This window comes from Vibrio sp. 2CM40D, from assembly GCF_023161825.1.
In the GTDB taxonomy this organism is placed as follows: domain Bacteria; phylum Pseudomonadota; class Gammaproteobacteria; order Enterobacterales; family Vibrionaceae; genus Vibrio; species Vibrio alginolyticus.
Map to the genome: position 1 here is coordinate 86,053 of NZ_JALNTL010000003.1, position 16,942 is coordinate 102,994.

General features: G+C 45.5%; 14 protein-coding genes. 6 read left to right on the top strand and 8 right to left on the bottom strand.

Annotation, left to right across the window (positions count from 1 at the left end; all coding sequences use genetic code 11):
• The first annotated feature begins 779 nt into the window (after positions 1–779).
• The gene (locus MTF70_RS06970) at positions 780–1,649 is read left to right on the top strand and encodes a hypothetical protein (protein ID WP_025768043.1); all 870 of its coding nucleotides are present in this window, start codon (positions 780–782) and stop codon (positions 1,647–1,649) included.
• A 31-nt stretch (positions 1,650–1,680) separates the two neighbouring features.
• Complete coding sequence (locus MTF70_RS06975) at positions 1,681–5,799, top strand: M66 family metalloprotease (RefSeq protein ID WP_025768042.1); 4,119 nt, start codon at positions 1,681–1,683, stop codon at positions 5,797–5,799.
• A gap of 70 nt (positions 5,800–5,869) precedes the next feature.
• On the opposite strand, the gene MTF70_RS06980 is transcribed toward MTF70_RS06975, so the two are convergent.
• The 4 genes from MTF70_RS06980 to MTF70_RS06995 form a co-directional block, all read right to left on the bottom strand.
• The gene (locus tag MTF70_RS06980; RefSeq protein WP_005393690.1) at positions 5,870–6,052 is read right to left on the bottom strand and encodes a hypothetical protein; all 183 of its coding nucleotides are present in this window, start codon (positions 6,050–6,052) and stop codon (positions 5,870–5,872) included.
• A gap of 164 nt (positions 6,053–6,216) precedes the next feature.
• On the bottom strand, positions 6,217–6,903 hold the full coding sequence (locus MTF70_RS06985; RefSeq protein ID WP_005374113.1) for a YafY family protein: 687 nt from the start codon (positions 6,901–6,903) through the stop codon (positions 6,217–6,219).
• 47 nt (positions 6,904–6,950) lie between these two features.
• The gene (locus MTF70_RS06990) at positions 6,951–7,265 is read right to left on the bottom strand and encodes a hypothetical protein (RefSeq protein WP_005497913.1); all 315 of its coding nucleotides are present in this window, start codon (positions 7,263–7,265) and stop codon (positions 6,951–6,953) included.
• A 114-nt stretch (positions 7,266–7,379) separates the two neighbouring features.
• Entirely contained in the window at positions 7,380–8,303 is a 924-nt protein-coding gene (locus MTF70_RS06995) for a LysR family transcriptional regulator (RefSeq protein WP_005384329.1), read from the bottom strand.
• 138 nt (positions 8,304–8,441) lie between these two features.
• Between MTF70_RS06995 and yjjG the strand changes: the two genes are divergently transcribed.
• Both yjjG and MTF70_RS07005 read left to right on the top strand, forming a co-directional pair.
• Positions 8,442–9,116 (top strand): pyrimidine 5'-nucleotidase, encoded by a 675-nt coding sequence (yjjG, locus tag MTF70_RS07000; RefSeq protein WP_005374109.1) that lies wholly within the window; start codon positions 8,442–8,444, stop codon positions 9,114–9,116.
• Positions 9,117–9,167: 51 nt separating this feature from the next.
• On the top strand, positions 9,168–9,707 hold the full coding sequence (locus MTF70_RS07005; protein WP_020834877.1) for an NUDIX hydrolase: 540 nt from the start codon (positions 9,168–9,170) through the stop codon (positions 9,705–9,707).
• An 80-nt stretch (positions 9,708–9,787) separates the two neighbouring features.
• On the opposite strand, the gene MTF70_RS07010 is transcribed toward MTF70_RS07005, so the two are convergent.
• The 4 genes from MTF70_RS07010 to MTF70_RS07025 form a co-directional block, all read right to left on the bottom strand.
• Positions 9,788–10,222: a hypothetical protein gene (locus tag MTF70_RS07010; RefSeq protein WP_005374106.1), complete on the bottom strand. Its 435-nt coding sequence runs from the start codon at positions 10,220–10,222 to the stop codon at positions 9,788–9,790.
• A 20-nt stretch (positions 10,223–10,242) separates the two neighbouring features.
• The gene (locus tag MTF70_RS07015; protein WP_025768041.1) at positions 10,243–10,794 is read right to left on the bottom strand and encodes a YtfJ family protein; all 552 of its coding nucleotides are present in this window, start codon (positions 10,792–10,794) and stop codon (positions 10,243–10,245) included.
• A gap of 79 nt (positions 10,795–10,873) precedes the next feature.
• Positions 10,874–11,593: a carbonic anhydrase family protein gene (locus tag MTF70_RS07020; protein WP_025768040.1), complete on the bottom strand. Its 720-nt coding sequence runs from the start codon at positions 11,591–11,593 to the stop codon at positions 10,874–10,876.
• A gap of 78 nt (positions 11,594–11,671) precedes the next feature.
• The gene (locus MTF70_RS07025) at positions 11,672–13,015 is read right to left on the bottom strand and encodes a porin (protein ID WP_025768039.1); all 1,344 of its coding nucleotides are present in this window, start codon (positions 13,013–13,015) and stop codon (positions 11,672–11,674) included.
• Positions 13,016–13,786: 771 nt separating this feature from the next.
• Here MTF70_RS07025 and MTF70_RS07030 point away from each other — a divergent pair.
• Both MTF70_RS07030 and MTF70_RS07035 read left to right on the top strand, forming a co-directional pair.
• Entirely contained in the window at positions 13,787–14,962 is a 1,176-nt protein-coding gene (locus tag MTF70_RS07030; RefSeq protein WP_005384341.1) for an efflux RND transporter periplasmic adaptor subunit, read from the top strand.
• Position 14,963: 1 nt separating this feature from the next.
• Positions 14,964–16,928: a MacB family efflux pump subunit gene (locus MTF70_RS07035; RefSeq protein ID WP_025768038.1), complete on the top strand. Its 1,965-nt coding sequence runs from the start codon at positions 14,964–14,966 to the stop codon at positions 16,926–16,928.
• Positions 16,929–16,942: the final 14 nt, after the last annotated feature.

Genomic DNA, 16,942 nt, shown 5'->3' on the forward strand with positions numbered 1-16,942 from the left:
ACTTAAATTTCGTTTACTTTATGTTGTACGCAGTTCAATTGTGTGAAACTGGTCACATTAATGTTTAATTTATGAAAAAATAATTAATGAATAGTAATTCACAAATATGCTGACCGTATGTGCTATTTAGTTTTGACTTATCTTTTGAATATTCACTTGGTGAATGTTTTGTTGTTTTTAGATTGACTGAAAGTTTGGTTTTCTATTCAAACTTGTGAAAGGTTGAATCGATATATTAGAAAACATGAATTTGATCTTGTTTCTATCTTTTGTTTTAAATGCGAAATTCATTATTAACAACGGATGGTTTTGATGATTTCTCTTATGTGTATCCCACCAATTTTAGAAATTGAAAATTAAACTTTCTCAATACAATAACGACTAAAATTAAACGGAATGATGTTCTTATATTTTTATTGTATTTTAACTTATACATTTTGACTCATTCATTTTAACTGTTTTTGTTGATTTTAAATTGTTGATAATAATTGTCTTTTAACTTTTTTTAATGGCGTTGCTTTGCTGCTTCTTTAATGTTGTGGTGAGTGGCTTTGTTTATAAAAAGTCATTTTAAAGTGCGTTTTTAAGCAAAGTAGAACGCGACAATACTCAGATAAATAGTATTAAAAAATTAAATAAGGATTTAACCATAAGAGTAATTTTATGGTTGATAGGTTTATTGGGGTTGATTATCTGAATTTTTATGGAATTTCATCCCAATAATCTGTTTGTCTTTAAGTTTATTCTAATAAACTTAATTCTCATGGAAGTTTCAAAACATGCAGCACACAACAAAGTGGATGATGACGCCGCTTGCAATGTTGTTGGGTACGCTGTTTTCAGCGCCATCATTCGCGTTGGAAACGAGTGTAATTGATAGCACCAGCACGCCTGAATCTACACAAAATGAAGGAGACACGTCCTGTATTGTTTGTAAGTTTAGTGGGGCCGTTTACCTATCTTACGATACAAACATTTACGATAAAGACGACTACCGTTCTGTCCGCAATTTCTCGTGGGGAGGCGATCTCGTTTATTCCTTTTCGAGCGACACAAAAGCCTATTTTTCTACGGGGGGCTATCGTGCCCTAGAAGATGAAGTCGGCACCTACGCGACAGATTCGGTGTTGGGCTTGCAATACACGAACCTATATCGCTTTGGAGATACAGGGAAAATCGGCGTTGCGGGTCAGCTCACCATTCCAACTTCAGAAACATCTCGTAAAGATGAACTGCACACCGCGGTTCGTTTAGATGTGCCGATCTCTTTTTCAGCTTGGAGCGTCGATTTTTCGGTTTCGCCAAGACTGAGAAAAAATTTCCACGAATACAAAACCATGGGTGGACGCTCGCTGACTGAGTGGACTTACTCGTTGTTTGCTGTTGCGGAAAAGTCGTGGGAATCGTTCGCAGTGGGGATTACGGCGTTAGGTGGTAACAGCATCAGTTATCAAGGTACGCGCAGAAGCAGTTGGCAGTATGAGGGGGCGTTGTACGGCACATACGAGTTTGATGAAAGCTGGTCATTGCTACTCGCGGCATCATCAACGGGTTTCTATCAAGATGCAGAGCGAGGCACCTTGGGCAACATCGATTTGTTGGATCAAGAGAAAGCGTCTTACATCGTGACAGTGACTTACTCCTTCTAGGAAAATAACAACAATTAAGGATATCCAAATAATGTTTAAAAAATTGACTCTGGTGTCAGCAATAACGGCCGCACTTGCAGGCTGTGGCGCAGATGATCAGGCGTATGACTATGTCGAAAGAGATGCAAAAGAAGTCGCAGTAAAAGATCTTAAAGACGGTCGTTGGTTTTACGTTCCGACGACTGGTGCCGCTCCACGCTTTGCTCTTAACCAATTCCCATTCTTGCAAGGTTCACCTCGTTACGTTGAGCTTTGTTTTACCAAAGAAGGTCTGGAAGTTCGCAGTTACGATAAAAACTACCCAGACGCACATCTAAGCAAAGATGCTAATAACTACTGCGGTGAAGAGAAATTTGTCGCAGACGACGACGGCGTTAACTTCGCGCAAGTGCTGACGATTCCGGGTGACTTTGCGGCGTATCGCTGTCAAGAAGACGCGCATGGTGATTGCACCAACAAAGAAGAAACCAACGAAGACGCAAGCCTAAACTACAAGAAGAAAACCCACTTCACTCCTCGTCCTGAAGATCTCGAAATTGCAGAATTCAATATGGAAGATCTGTATGGCATTACCGAAGGCATTGATGAAATTGGCGCACCACGATTGATCTCGTGGGACTTTGACCCTAAAAACGGTCTTCTCAATTTCGAGCTAGAGCGCACGTTCCGTATCGATTTAGATAATATTTCTGACTACATCAACTTTGCAACGAAAGCGAGCTTGGATGAAGCGCTTGTGGATGGCGCGTTTAAATCTCGGTTCTACTATTCGTTAGTGCACGAAAGTGAAGTGGCAACCGAAGGTTACCAACCGATCTTGTACCCAGTGGGTGATGAGAACGACATTGGTTTCTTCACCACGTCGACGAAAAAGCTTAACCCAGTCACGAATAAATACGACCGTGATGTGGTTTACCTCAATCGTTTCAACCCAGATCAAGGCTCTATCAAATATTACTTGAGCGACAATTTCTTTGAAGAGAAGAACAAGTTGTTCTTGGATGCAACGCTGCAATCGATCGACAAGATGAACCACGCGCTGAATGTATTTGGGGCGGATGCAGGCAAGCCTGAAATCGAGATTGTGAACAAAACCAAAGCGGCTGGTATTCACCCAGGTGATCTGCGTTACAACGTGATTAACCTGATTGACGAGCCTCTAGCGAACGGTCTGCTTGGCTATGGCCCGTCGGTTTCTAACCCGATGACGGGGGAAATCATCAAAGGCCACGTGAACCAATACGCAGGCGTTGCAAGAACGGGTGTGCCTTTCTATTGGGATAACCTGGCGCGTTTCTATAATCGTAATCAACTGGACTTAGATGGCTTAGATCCATTGCCAACCAGCAGCGAATCTGTGAAAACAGAAGTTGCGGATAGAATTGAAGCGCTTTCTACAATGGCGGCGATGGCGAGCCTGAAATCGGATGAAAACATTCATGCGCCGCTCGTTTCAAAAGAAGACATCGTTTCTGGAAAAGCAGCGACGAAGAGCCCAACTCAGCTAATGAAAAACTTCAATGATGACATGGAGTTTGAAAAGGTGGTTGAAGCTGAAGAGAACCGTTTGTCTTTCTGGGCAGAGAACAACGTTTATCCAATCGAAGCGTCGTGGGTTTCTTCAACCAACAAGGCCATGTTGGACAACTTGAAGTTGGATGACGAGCGTTACTTTGAGATCAAACTCGATGACGCAGGTAACGAAGTATCGCGTCAGCTTAAGCGTTGGAAATACCTACCAAAAGAGTTGCAAGTGAAAGCCGCAGATGCGATTACGGTTGCGACTTACAGCAATACGCTTGTTCACGAGCTTGGTCATAACATGGGTCTGCGCCATAACTTTAAAGGCTCAAATGACAAAGCGAACTACTACACGCTAGAGCAAGCGCATCAACTTGGTTTGAACAACATTCCTGCTTACAGTTCGACGATGGACTACGCACCAAGCATGTTGGATGAAACGCCAACTTGGGGTCTGTACGACATTGCGGCGTTTAAGTTCGGCTACGGCCGTAAAGTCGAGACGATTCAAGATTCTTCAGGTTCAGCTCCTGCACCTGTTGCGAAACCGGCAGACAGTGCGAGCGATGAAGACAAAGCGGCATATGCTCGTTACCTCGCTGATCAGCAAGCCTACCAACAAAGCTTTGCATACAAGTTTGGCAACAATCCAGACAACACATCGCTGATGGTGTGTTCTGAAGTGAAGGCGCTAACGGGGGACGAGAAAGGCAAATCACTCTACAACTGTGACTTTAGCCGATTCGATATCGCTGCGTTGTCTGATGATCCAGAACTGAATGCGAAAACTCGTTATGGCGCACTTTACTACCTAGATAAAGTGAATGAAATTGAGCGTAAGTCTTACGATTTCTGTACCGATGGGAACGTTTCTCTAAACAGCGACTGTAACCGTTTTGACGAAGGTACAAACCTAGAAGAAATTGTTTCTTACGAGTGGCAGAACTATCTCGATAGCTATGATCGACGCAACTTGGAGTTATATGGGACTACGGGATTATTCTCGTCCGATTATCCTGGTTACTTAGTGCGCCGTTACATGGAAATGAGCGCTATCCGTGACAAGATGGAAGATCTTGAGCGCATCGATAACCTGTACACCAATCTGGGTTACACTTCGTCAACGGATAAGCCGGGTGACTTCTTATTGCGCATTGCTTCAAACCCTCAATACTGTAGCGAAGGCAAAGCCGATAACTCATGGTTCTGTGATTATGCGAATGGGGCGAAAAAATCCGCGGCGTTCTTCCTTGATATCTTGCGCACACCAGAGCATCAATGTGTGATAGAAAATGCGGCAGGCAACCAAAAAGTGATTTCTTTTGGTCAACTGTTAGACAACAACTCACACCAAATTCCGGCTGATTACGATCTTTCAACAGCCAGCTGTTTTGATGATTTGGCAGCACGCTTTATCGAAGATTCAGATGAGGGCTATATAGCTGTTGCGGAAACTGCGAATGGACGCTTCCTAAACTCAATTGGTAGCTTTGACCCGGATTACCCTTGGTCAAATGCGGTGTCTGTGTTGGGTAACTGGCCAGACAAAGCGCTTGCGAGCCACTTCTTAGCACGTCGATTCTCGAACCGTTTTACCGATGAGGTGAGCTTTGCATCGCTGCTTGATATCCCTGGGGTGCAAGCTGAATACGAAGACATCATGGGCAACATCGTGGCAAATGATGCGTTAAATACGCCAGTTAAATTGGTGGGTAAAGACGGTAAGGAATACACCAATCTAAAAGGTGTTACCGTGAACCTACACATCACTGAGCAAATGGAGTCCCTACCACCAATGCCTCGTGGTATTGCAAGATTCCTTGATATTGGCGCAGAAGGTCGCGGACGTGTTGGCGATGTCATCTTGAGAATGGGTGTGCGCCAAATGAAGTCTTACGACTACACAGTGAAGACTCGTGGTCAATCTCAGTTTGATACGTTTACGAAGCAACAAGACCGCTACGGTATTATCGCGGGTGACAAGGTTGAGTTTGTTATCGACGGCGAGAAGTTTGTGGCAACAAAAGCAAACAAGCTGGCTTACGACTACGCAAATCAACTGGTGACGTCCAAAGGTTACGATCTAAAAACGTACCTAGATAGCTATGAGCATGCAACACTAAACAAGGTTGCAGAGAGCATCGATAGCGCTTGGGGGCCATTCCGAACAGCGATTGTCCCAGCGTTCCACGATCCTGTATTGCTGCTGGATGCGCCAATGGTCAACGCAATGAAGCGAACCATTGATGCGGATATCGCGGCAGGTGTGCTGTCGTTCAGCCAGTCTTTCATCAACTTTACGACAGCGAATGTGACTTCGGGTGATTTGGTCATCGATGCAACTTCGGGCACATTGAGCTACAAAGGTGGTAAAGCGCACGATGAGCTGAAAGCGTTCGAAGCTTACACTGATGCGATGCTTTTGATTTACAACGATCACGCCGAAGACATGATGTTCGCGGTCGACAATGTGTACGCAGGGTACATGGCGTCTTCAGATGCTGACAAAGAACTTTGGCTGAAAGATCTCAATATGATTCAAGCGTATTTGCGTGGTGATATTGGCGCTGTAGCTGGTGATTACTACAAGATGCTTGATCGCCTACCAACGGCAGTGAGTTTCCAGTAAATAACTCTTAATTCACTCATACAAAGGCCTGCAGCAATGCAGGCCTTTTTCGTCATAGGATTGATGGAATTTAGGAGTGAAAGATGATCTGTCCGTCTTCTGTCATCACAAGTGTCGCTTTGCTTTGTTCGATAAGTTGGGCAGCATAAGAAGGGGTAACGGCCTGCATATCACCTTTAGATCGAAGAGTTAAAGACTCCCACGCTTGATCTCGATATTTCCCTGCTTGGGTGTATTGAATCAGTACTTTCATAGCTTCACGCTCCGGTGTGGTTGACGTGCTACTTAAGTTAACGATCTTAGGTTGGTTGCGCATCTGTTAAAAATGAAACATTAGTTTAACTAAATGTGCCTTTCCAAATATCTCGCATTGAGCAGAGCAATGTAGAATCCTTGTGATGGAAGGATGAAGAACACTCAATCTTTCGATTCATACTGCGCAATATAATGTTTGAGAGATTTGGTTTCCGCACTCTGAAACTCTTCATCGTGCATACGCAGTGCTTGGATACGGTCGAGGCGGAACTGGCGATAGTCATCGCGCAATTCGCACCAGGCGACCAGCGTCCAGACTTTGCCCCAAAAGAACTGGCCTAACGGTTGGATTTTTCTCTCGGTCACCTGTCCGCTTTCATCTTGGTAATCCAAACTGACCTTAAACTGATGATCAATCGCGTGGCGCAGAAGCTGCCCTCGTTTGGCAGTCTCGGATTGGGTGTGATAATCGGGCACAATCAGCGGACAATCTTCCACTTGTTGTTTGAGCTTATCGGGCAATACCGAAAGTATTTTGGTGGACGCAGAGTGAGACGCTTCGGCGAGTTCAACATCCGACCAGGCTCGAACCATCCGCATACCCAGTTCAAGCGCCATCATCTCTTTTTCTGAGAACATCAAAGGCGGCAGATGAGAGCCAGCTTGCAACAGGTAGCCGACACCTGCTTCACCTTGAATCGGAACACCAGAACTGAGCAACGACTGAATATCGCGATAAATCGTACGTTCGCTAACTTCCATTCTTTCTGCGAGCTCTTTCGCTGTCACGGCGTAACGCTTTGCGCGCAAAAGCGTCAGTAGCTCAAACAGTCGTTCTGATTTGCTCATGATGTTCCTTATCTAGACCTACTGGTTGTTAGTGGTAGTGTGGCTGATTACTTCTCTAGCTCACTGCACATTTTTAAGTTGTGATGTTTAAGCTCGAAGCTTTCGCAGTCAATCATTGATAACAGAGGCTGAAATTCAACGGCTTGCTTAATCTGTTTTCCCGCCTGTTTTGCATCGTCCATTGAACGCCAGTAAATGATGTCTGTCCACACATCGTCCGTCGCTTCGTGACTGAGTGAGCGATACAAAAAGCCCGGCAGATTCTTCACAAACGTTTGTGACTGTTTGGCAGCAGCGATCACGTCTTGCTCTGTTGTGCCTGCGGTTAGACGAAATTGCACAGTTTCGATAACGGTTTCCATATTGTGATTCCTTATTGGTTTGGCGGATTGCCTGTTGAGTTCCAAATAAGGTTACGCGGATGGAATGTCAGAACATGTCAGTAGTGAAATCTCACTCACTTATCATCAATATGGTTATTTTTCTGGGCTGTTGTAACGATCCCAATAAGGTAAATCTGTGCCGAGTTTTTCGCTGATAAAATCGATAAAGGCTCTTACTTTCAACGGCATGTGCTTGCGCTCAGGAAAAACCGCATAAATGGCGTGTTCTGGTAGAGAATACTCTTCCATCACCGGTTTTAGATTTCCTGCGGCAAAGTCTCTCCCTGCAATAAATGTTGGCAGCTGCGCAATGCCCGAACCTCTTAACAGCAACTGGCGAATGGCTTCGCTGTTATTGACGATAAAGTTTCCTTTTGGAAGTACCTTGTATTCGCTGCCGTTGTTGATGAACATCCATTCGACGCCGCCACGGAAATAGGAGTAGCGCAGGCAGTTGTGACTGACTAAATCACTTGGTTTTTGTGGTGTGCCGAACTCCGCTAAGTAATCTGGCGAGGCACAAAGCACACTTTTACAAGGGGCGAGACGTTTTGCGATTAGATTGGAAGAGGTGAGTTCACCAATACGGATCCCCAAATCAAAACCGTCTTTAACCAAATCGACCATTTTGTCTTCGAGGTTTAAATCCACTTCAATTTTCGGGTAACGAGCGAGAAACTCGCTGATCAAAGGCGCGATATGCAGCACACCGAAAGACATCGGCACGGTAATTTTGAGCCGACCTTGTGGAGATCCTTGCAGCTCCGATACCGCGTCCACGCCTTGCTGGGCCAGATTGAGCGCTTGAGAAGCGTACTCAAAATAGCGTTCTCCTGCTTCGGTCAGGCTCAGCTTACGCGTAGTTCGATTAAGGAGACGAATGCCCAAATCGTCTTCTAGTTGGTTGATGCGTTTGCTGATCGCCGATTTCGTCAGATTCAGCTGTTTGGCCGCAAGGGAAAAGCTGCCGCATTCGACAACAGCAACAAAAACGGGCAGGGAGGCAATCGCGTTCACATCAATCTCCTATTATCGTGAAGCATTTATTGTTGAGCACAAGGATACAATTAATTTCCAATTATAGAGATTATCTTCAAGAAGAAAACAATCTAGACTATGCACCAGTATTACGACCTTGATTTTGGGAAGAAGAAAATGAAGTACGATTGGATCCTGTTTGACGCTGACGAAACCTTATTCCACTTTGATGCTTTCAAAGGTTTGCAGCTTATGTTTTCTCGCAAAGGCGTAGATTTTACTGAACAAGATTTTGCTCATTACCAAACCGTAAACAAACCGCTTTGGGTGGATTACCAAGACGGCAAAGTAACGGCAGATGAGCTAAAACATAAGCGTTTTACCGAGTGGGCTGAGAAGTTGAATACCACAACAGCAGATCTCAATAGCGCATTTTTAGAAGCAATGGCCGATATTTGCAGCTTGTTGCCAGGTGCAAAAGAGCTGATGGAAGCGCTGCAAGGCAAAGCTAAAATGGGCATCATCACCAACGGTTTTACAGAGTTGCAAGCGATTCGCCTTGAGCGTACAGGGATGACTGAGTACTTCGATAAAGTAGTGATCTCTGAACAAGTGGGCGTAGCAAAACCGGACTTAGGTATTTTTGAATACGCGATGCAGCAAATGGGCAACCCATGCAAAACGCGCGTACTGATGGTGGGTGACAACCTGCATTCCGATATTCTGGGTGGTAATAATTTTGGTATTGAAACTTGCTGGTTAAATACCACAGGCGCAAGCGTCGATGAGCGTATCGCACCAAATTACACCGTTGAGTCTTTGAGTGAACTAAAGAACATTTTGGTGGCGTAACCGAATCGGGTATTATTCCGCAGTAACCCTCAGAAAAATCAAGGAATAACCATGTCAGACATCAAACAGTTAGACAGCAAAGTCGTTTACCAGAATAAGTGGATGACGGTGCGTGAGGACAAAATTTTACGTCCGAGCGGCGCAGAGGGCATCTATGGTGTGGTCGACAAACCTGATTGTGCTGCGATTCTGGCTATCGATAACGGGATGATTCACTTGGTTCAGCAGTACCGTTACACCGTAGGTCAACGTTGTTGGGAGATCCCACAAGGGGCGTGGGAATCAAACCCAGATGCGGATCATCTTGAGCTTGCCAAAGGCGAGCTGCGTGAAGAAACGGGCATGCAGGCGAGCGCAATGGCGTATGTCGGCGCGCAGTTTATCGCATACGGCTTTTTGAATCAGACATGTCACGTCTACTTCGCCAGTGATTTAACGGACGTGGGCAATCAACTCGACAGTGAAGAAGAGGATTTGATCACTCGCGCTTTTTCTGTTGAGGAGTTCGAACAGATGATGATCGACGGTACGATCAAAGATTGTGTCACCATCGCTGCTTATGGTTTGGCGAAGCTGAAGAAATTCATTTAGTTATTCATGACGATTTTTTTAATGAAAACAGCGGCCTAGTGCCGCTGTTTTTAGTTTGGGTGAGTTCGTTGAGCCATCGCTTACTCGTCGATTTTCTTACCTAAGATTTCCACTTGCGCTTTTTTGGTCACCCCCGCGACTTGCAGCGCAGTGCTGCCAACCGATTCATAGTTCAACTCGATTTTGTCTAACTTCGCGTTATCTTTTGTTGGTAGGCTTAAGCTTCTTGATGACATGCCTTTAGTCAGAACCCCTAAACTGTCGAACGTCTTTTCCTGACCATCTTTCATGATTACTTTAACGCTTTTCAGATCGACCGTACCTTGCGTACATTTGATTTTTATGTGGCTGAAACGAGCGTTAGCAAATGGTGACAGTGGATTGACTGTGTCGGTTTCCGATTTAAAACTGACGGTTTTATCTGCAATCTTGTCCCAATCGTTGTCTCCAGCAATCGATTGGAAAGAGGCTACAGCCGCTAAAAGACAGAGCGCGATGGTGTTGAACAGTTTCATAACTTTTCCTTACCTTAGGTTTAGATATTCTGTTTAATCAGTTCGATGACGTGTGTGACTTCGTCTTGAGTTAAAGCCCCTTCTTTCACGAATAAAATTTCACCTTGTTTATTTTGTACGATAATCGCAGAACTTTCTTGCTGCAGATCCCAAGTTGTTGCTAATACGCCATTTTTGTCTAACACCATGGAAGACCAAGAGAATGTCTTTTTGCTGTCCTCTGCCGACGATTTAACAAATGTACCGGTTCCCCAAATGGTGTCTTCTTGGTTGATCACGGTTGTGGTCTGATACTGATCTTCAGGAAAGTGAGCGGCAGTGATTGCTGACATCAGCGGCGCGTTCATCTCTTTGGCTTTACTACGACCTGCAATGGCTTGTATCACATGGACTTTGCCTAACATCTGCTGAGTTTCCCAAGGTTGATAAGCCACATCGTCTCCTTGCAGCGTCATTTCGCCATAGGTATCAATGCTGACGGAAGGGGTGGTTTGACCGACAGAAAGGTTATGAGAGAAGGCGAATGTCGGGGCGAGTGCGAGTAAGAGTGACAGAACAGATGGAGTTTTCATTGGGGGGGCCTGTAACGAAGTGAGGTTAGAGCGAATCAAAATAAGGGGCAAATACGATGCCCCTTATCGGATGTGGCGATTAGTTAGAAAGTACAACGCGCGCATTTAGCGGTTGCAGCGGACGATTGTTTTGTCCCATGACTTCCATCAGTTTCGCGGCTTGATCTTTGGATAAGGTTTGAGTGTCTTTAAGCACAAACCAGCGCACACCTTCTGAACATGGCGGTGTGGTTAAAGAGCCGTTAAATCGATAGTGGTTTGCAGTTTTTGGCAGTAAGTCGTTAATCTCAAACGTATCTTTGAAGAACGTGGTTTGATTCTCTTGTGGGATTGCGTTGATCAGTTTAGACAGTGCTGCGTTTTGATCGCCAGCATCAAACATCACCGAAATTACCGCCAACTCGCCGTCTGCGTTGGCGTGCACAAAGTGCGCTTCAAGTGGATATTGGCGGCCTTTGATTTGGTTTTCTGAAGGTGTGTGGAAATGGAACTGTTGCAGCTCGAACGTCTCGCCATCGATGGTGAAGCTGTTACGTCCGTTCACTTGCGCTTGCAGCGTATGACCATTGTTGGTTAAACCAATGACCTGACCAGTGTACGAAAGGTTCAGTGCTTCCAGTTTTGCGTCGGCTGGGTTGTCGATGTTGATTGGGCTTTGGTTTTTCGTGGTTGCGCAGTCTTTGGCGATTTCTCCCCAGTGTTCTGGCCCGTGTTTGTCATTGCCATAGCCCCATTCCGAAGCCTGAGCCGCGCCTAGAGTGAGAAGTGAGAGTGAAAAAGCAAGTAGTGTTTTGTTCATAATAATGTCTCTGTTCGGTCGCCTTGATAAGCGTTGTTACAAGGCAATGACCTAGAGGTTTGATCACTGCCTGACAAATTAGAAACGGTGGCTGAGCTGGGCACCAATTAGGAACGCATTTGAATGGGTCACGCCCGTCACCATCGGTGCAGGAACACCTTCATACGCGTACTCTTCTACGTTGACATCTTCACCAATCAAGTACGTCATGCCGATGTCAACCGTGGTATCTGATGACCATTGGTAAGAGGCCCCCGCAGATAACCAGTGACGGTTCGAATCTGGAATAGAAAGCGAAGTCAGCTCATCGACAGGTGTTTTGTCGAACATGTAACCCGTGCGAAGTGTCCAACGTTCATTGGCGTACCAAGTCGCACCGATGGAGTAGTGCGCGGAGTCTTGCCACTGAAAATCTTTTAGCAACTGATCATCAGCTTTCAAGCTGTCAAATGCTGACCAACCAATCCACTGCACAGAATAGTGCAGGGCAAATTTAGGTAAGACGCGGTGATAACCGGAAAACTCCGCAATATCCGGTAGCGGCATAGCAAGCGAGTCGTACGATTCGCCCGCAAAGTGGATGTCGCCCTTGGCATCTATGTTAGGGCTGTGCTTGTAGCTTAAACCTAAGCGATGACGTTCGTTAAACTCGTACATCATGCCAATATTCGCACCAAGCCCAATGCCGCCTGCTTCCACATCAAGTGCGTTGCCTTTTACGGATCCACAGCGTTGTTCTAGTTCGTTTCCAAGTATGTTCCCACCAACGCAAACACCCACGTCCATATCGCGGTACAGCTCACCAGAGCCGTAAATCACATCAATACCACCACCGATACTAAAACGGTCGTTCACCTTGTATGCCAAGCTTGCGCCAAGGTTGACACTCGCTACGCTGGTGACACCGCCAAAAACAGGTGCGCCATAGTTTGGTTTAAACTCCATGTCGGTTCCGAAGTTGGAATATGCCGATAAGCCTAGATACCAGTCGTCGTTGATAGGGTGAATAAAGTAAAAATTGGGTACAACGGCTGGTTGACCAACGCCATCGACGTCATCAATGTCGGTCACGGTTTGAGAGAAGGACGGGGTAATGTCAACTTGAGGGGACGGAGGAAAACCACCCATACCAACATTGACATCCGCATTAATGTTAGCTCGATGATATTGCGCATTTTTAACGGTAACGTCAGGTTTGACGTAAGTGACACCGAACGATAAGGCATTTTGTTTAAACAGCGTCATCGCTGCGGCGTTGCGGCTGATTACAGACGCATTATCACCAATGACGGCATCACCAGCAAAAGCACGACCAAGACCCGTCGCAGAATGTTCGTTAATTTGAAAACCACCGGCATACGCCGTCGAGGAGGCTAACCCGATTAATAAATAAATCGGTGAAAGAGTTAATTGTCGCTGCATGTTTTTCTCATGAATTAATTAGAAGTTGTATTGCAACGAAAATCAGTAAAATAAACAAATCTGACCAGTGCATTTAAGAGTAAAACTAACAGTGTGCTGACAATAAGTAAATTTAACTTAATAAATATTTATTGTTTAATTTATTAATGCTTCATGGCGTGAATATAGTGGTTATTTTACGTGTAAATTAAATCCTGAACCTCTATTTTTATTTTTGCGGTATTACTTCTCTATTTTTATTGTACTGACTGTTCCCTAACAAATAGAGGGAAATCCAGCGATAAAGTGTCCGTGATGGAAACTCTGAGTCATTTGTATTTCCATTGCATCCCAACGTTGGTAGTTCGAATCAGCAAGAGAACTATCGTTTAAACCCACATGACACACTCCTCTCGGTCTTACCTGTGTTATGTGGGTATTTTTTATTTAACTTGCCACTTAACTCCTCTTGAAATTCAATAATTAAAAATGGCCATAATGAAATTTTGATGGATTGCATATTGAATAAGTTAAGATTTTTACTGGTTTGTTGGTATTTAAAAGTTTTGTTTATAATACTTATAACTTGAATTTCTATATTAAAAATGGTCTTTGCTATACGTATTGAATAATAAATTTTTGAAGTGACTATAATATCTCTGATTTTTCACGTTAGTGAAGTTATTCATTCAGTTTCTTGACGTTAATTTACCTATCTTTACGTCTCGTACCCTGTACGGCTAAGACAAATAGCAGTATAAAATCAAAACGATTATTTACTTCACTCCTGCTATGAAACTCAATAAAAAATGGCTCGTTTTGTGTGGCCTACTTGCTATTGGTGCTGGTGGTTATCATTATCTGCAACGTCCAGAACCCATTTCTCCTTACGCGACAGAAGTCGTTCGCAAAGGCAATATCGAAAAGGCGGTATTAGCTAACGGCATGTTGCAAGCGTCCAAATTGGTGAATGTAGGTGCGCAAGTATCTGGGCAAATTCAACGCCTCGCTGTGAACTTAGGGGATGAGATAAAACAGGGGGACTTGATTGCACAGATTGACAGCCTGACTCAGCAAAACAGCCTCAAAGAAGCCCAAGCGTCTCTTAATAGTCTCAACGCTCAGTACCAGGCTAAGCAAGCGCAGATTAAACAAGCAAACTATGAATACGTGCGCCAAAAAGGCATGTTGGCAGCGAAAGCGAGCTCACGAGCTGATTACGAGAATGCCGAAGCGACGCTCGCCATCTACAAAGCCGAGTTAGCGCAACTGGATGCCGAAATCGAGAAAGCCAAAATCAACGTCGACAATGCGCAGTTAGATCTCGGTTACACCACCATCAACGCACCGATGGATGGCACGGTGGTCTACACCGCGGTGGAAGAAGGACAAACCGTAAACGCCAATCAAACCACGCCAACGATTATCGAGTTAGCCAAGTTAGATACGATGACGGTGAAAGCCGAAATTTCGGAAGCCGATGTGATTTTTGTTCACCCAGGCCAAACGGCGCTGTTCACCATTTTAGGCAAACCGAATCAGCAGTTTAAAGGTACATTGCGCGCCATTGAGCCGGGGCCAACCATCATGGATGGCGATGACAGCGATTTGAGCATTTCAGATAGCGATGCCATTTACTACAACGCTGTATTTGACGTGAAGAACCCGCAAGGTATTTTGCGTATCGGCATGACTGCGCAAGTTTCGATTGTCCTTGAGCAATCGGAAAATACCTTGATTGTCCCTTCACAAGTGCTGCAAAAATCTGGCGGCAAAGGCAACTATACCGTACCAGTGCTTGAACAGGGCCAAGTGGTGCAAAAGCCCGTGACAGTGGGTATCAACAACAAAGTGAACGCAGAAATTCTCTCAGGTTTGAAGGAGGGCGACCAAGTTGTTCTTGGCAATGCTATGGATGGAGAATCATCAAGCCGAGGTGATCGTCGTCGACCTCCAATGAGGTTCTAATATGAGTGACGTGCTTTTAAAAGTTGAGGATTTAACTCGACGATTTGTCTCTGGCGACGAGTCGCTTACCGTGTTGAACCACATTAATTTAGAGATAAAACGCGGTGAAATGGTCGCGATCGTGGGGGCATCAGGCTCAGGTAAATCGACGCTGATGAATGTGCTCGGCTGCTTGGATAAACCGTCCAGCGGTCGATACTTCATTAATGGGCAAGATGTCTCGACGTTGGAATCTGATCAACTGGCGGAACTGCGCCGCGAGTATTTTGGCTTTATATTCCAGCGTTACCATCTGCTGGGGGATTTAACCGCGGTGGCAAACGTGGAAGTACCGGCGGTTTACGCGGGAGTTCCTCATCGTCAAAGAACGGATCGAGCGCAGTCGTTATTGGCTCGCTTAGGGCTGGAAGATCGTTTCACTCACAAGCCCAGCCAACTGAGTGGTGGCCAGCAACAGCGCGTGAGTGTTGCTCGTGCACTGATGAACGGCGGTGAGGTGATTCTCGCTGATGAGCCCACTGGCGCATTAGACAGTCACAGTGGGCAAGAGATGATGGCACTGCTTAAAGAGTTGCATCAACTTGGGCATACGGTCATCTTAGTGACTCATGATATGAACGTGGCGAACTTTGCGGATCGCATCATTGAAATCAAAGATGGTGAAATCATTGCAGATACGCCAAATGCACAAGTTGTAATCAATGAGCAAGCAGTACAGACACCGAGCACGTCTTTTCATCGCCCAGCGCAAGTCGCCAGTAAGTGGTGGAAGTGGGACAGTTTTATTGACGCGCTCAAAATGGCGCTGCTGGCGATGTCTAGCCACAGAATGCGCACGTTTTTGACCATGCTCGGCATCATTATTGGTATAGCCTCGGTGGTTTCCGTGGTGGCACTAGGTAATGGTTCACAACAGCAAATTTTGTCGAATATTTCATCCATGGGAACAAACACCATTGATGTCAGGCCGGGCAAAGGGTTTGGTGACCGCCGCTCCGGACGAGTGAAAACGCTAACCGCCGACGATGCTAAATCGTTGGAGAGTCTACCTTTTGTCGACAGTGTCACGCCGTCTTTATCCAACAGCTTAACCGTGCGTTACGCCAATCAGGATGCAACCGCGTCTGTGGAAGGGGTTGGGGAAGATTATTTCCGTGTGCGCGGTTATGAGATCGCCAAAGGTCAGTTTTGGGATGAAGAGAGCGTGAACTCACTCGCCCAAGAAGCAGTGATTGATGACAACACCAGAAAGGAAATGTTTGCGGATAGAAATCCGATTGGTGAAGTGATTTTTCTTGGTTCATTGCCAGTGCGTATTGTGGGTGTCACGCAGAAAAAAGAAGACGCGTTTGGCAACAGCGACGCGCTGAAAATTTGGGTGCCATACACCACCATGTCGGGACGAATGATGGGACAACGCTACCTCAACGGCATTACTGTACGGATTGATGAGAACGCCCCAAGCGCAGCGGTAGAACAGAGCATCATCAACTTGTTAAAAATGCGCCACGGTACAGAAGATTTCTTCACGATTAACACTGACACCATTCGTCAGAGCATCGAGAAAACCACCGCCACCATGACGTTACTGATCTCAGCGATTGCGGTGATCTCCCTAATTGTCGGCGGAATTGGCGTAATGAACATCATGTTGGTGTCGGTGACAGAGCGCACGAAAGAGATCGGTGTACGAATGGCTGTGGGTGCGCGGCAAGCGGATATTTTGCGTCAGTTTTTGATTGAAGCGGTACTAGTGTGTTTGTGTGGTGGCATTGCTGGTATTGGCTTGGCGTTTTTGATTGGTTTTGCATTCAGTACATCTGGCAGCAGCTTCCAAATGATTTACTCAATGAACTCGATCATCTGGGCGTTTATTTGCTCAACGTTGATTGGCATCGCTTTCGGCTTTTTACCCGCTCGCAATGCCGCCAAACTCGATCCGATAGAAGCGCTAGCGAGAGACTAAAAATGAGTAACACA

Coding starts and splice junctions, on each gene's coding strand:
- MTF70_RS07020 (WP_025768040.1), bottom strand. CDS start 11,593: ATGAACAAAACACTACTTGCTTTTTCACTCTCACTTCTCACTCTAGGC.
- MTF70_RS06985 (WP_005374113.1), bottom strand. CDS start 6,903: ATGAGCAAATCAGAACGACTGTTTGAGCTACTGACGCTTTTGCGCGCA.
- MTF70_RS07025 (WP_025768039.1), bottom strand. CDS start 13,015: ATGCAGCGACAATTAACTCTTTCACCGATTTATTTATTAATCGGGTTA.
- MTF70_RS07005 (WP_020834877.1), top strand. CDS start 9,168: ATGTCAGACATCAAACAGTTAGACAGCAAAGTCGTTTACCAGAATAAG.
- MTF70_RS07010 (WP_005374106.1), bottom strand. CDS start 10,222: ATGAAACTGTTCAACACCATCGCGCTCTGTCTTTTAGCGGCTGTAGCC.
- MTF70_RS07035 (WP_025768038.1), top strand. CDS start 14,964: ATGAGTGACGTGCTTTTAAAAGTTGAGGATTTAACTCGACGATTTGTC.
- MTF70_RS06990 (WP_005497913.1), bottom strand. CDS start 7,265: ATGGAAACCGTTATCGAAACTGTGCAATTTCGTCTAACCGCAGGCACA.
- MTF70_RS06970 (WP_025768043.1), top strand. CDS start 780: ATGCAGCACACAACAAAGTGGATGATGACGCCGCTTGCAATGTTGTTG.
- yjjG (WP_005374109.1), top strand. CDS start 8,442: ATGAAGTACGATTGGATCCTGTTTGACGCTGACGAAACCTTATTCCAC.
- MTF70_RS06980 (WP_005393690.1), bottom strand. CDS start 6,052: ATGAAAGTACTGATTCAATACACCCAAGCAGGGAAATATCGAGATCAA.
- MTF70_RS07030 (WP_005384341.1), top strand. CDS start 13,787: ATGAAACTCAATAAAAAATGGCTCGTTTTGTGTGGCCTACTTGCTATT.
- MTF70_RS07015 (WP_025768041.1), bottom strand. CDS start 10,794: ATGAAAACTCCATCTGTTCTGTCACTCTTACTCGCACTCGCCCCGACA.
- MTF70_RS06975 (WP_025768042.1), top strand. CDS start 1,681: ATGTTTAAAAAATTGACTCTGGTGTCAGCAATAACGGCCGCACTTGCA.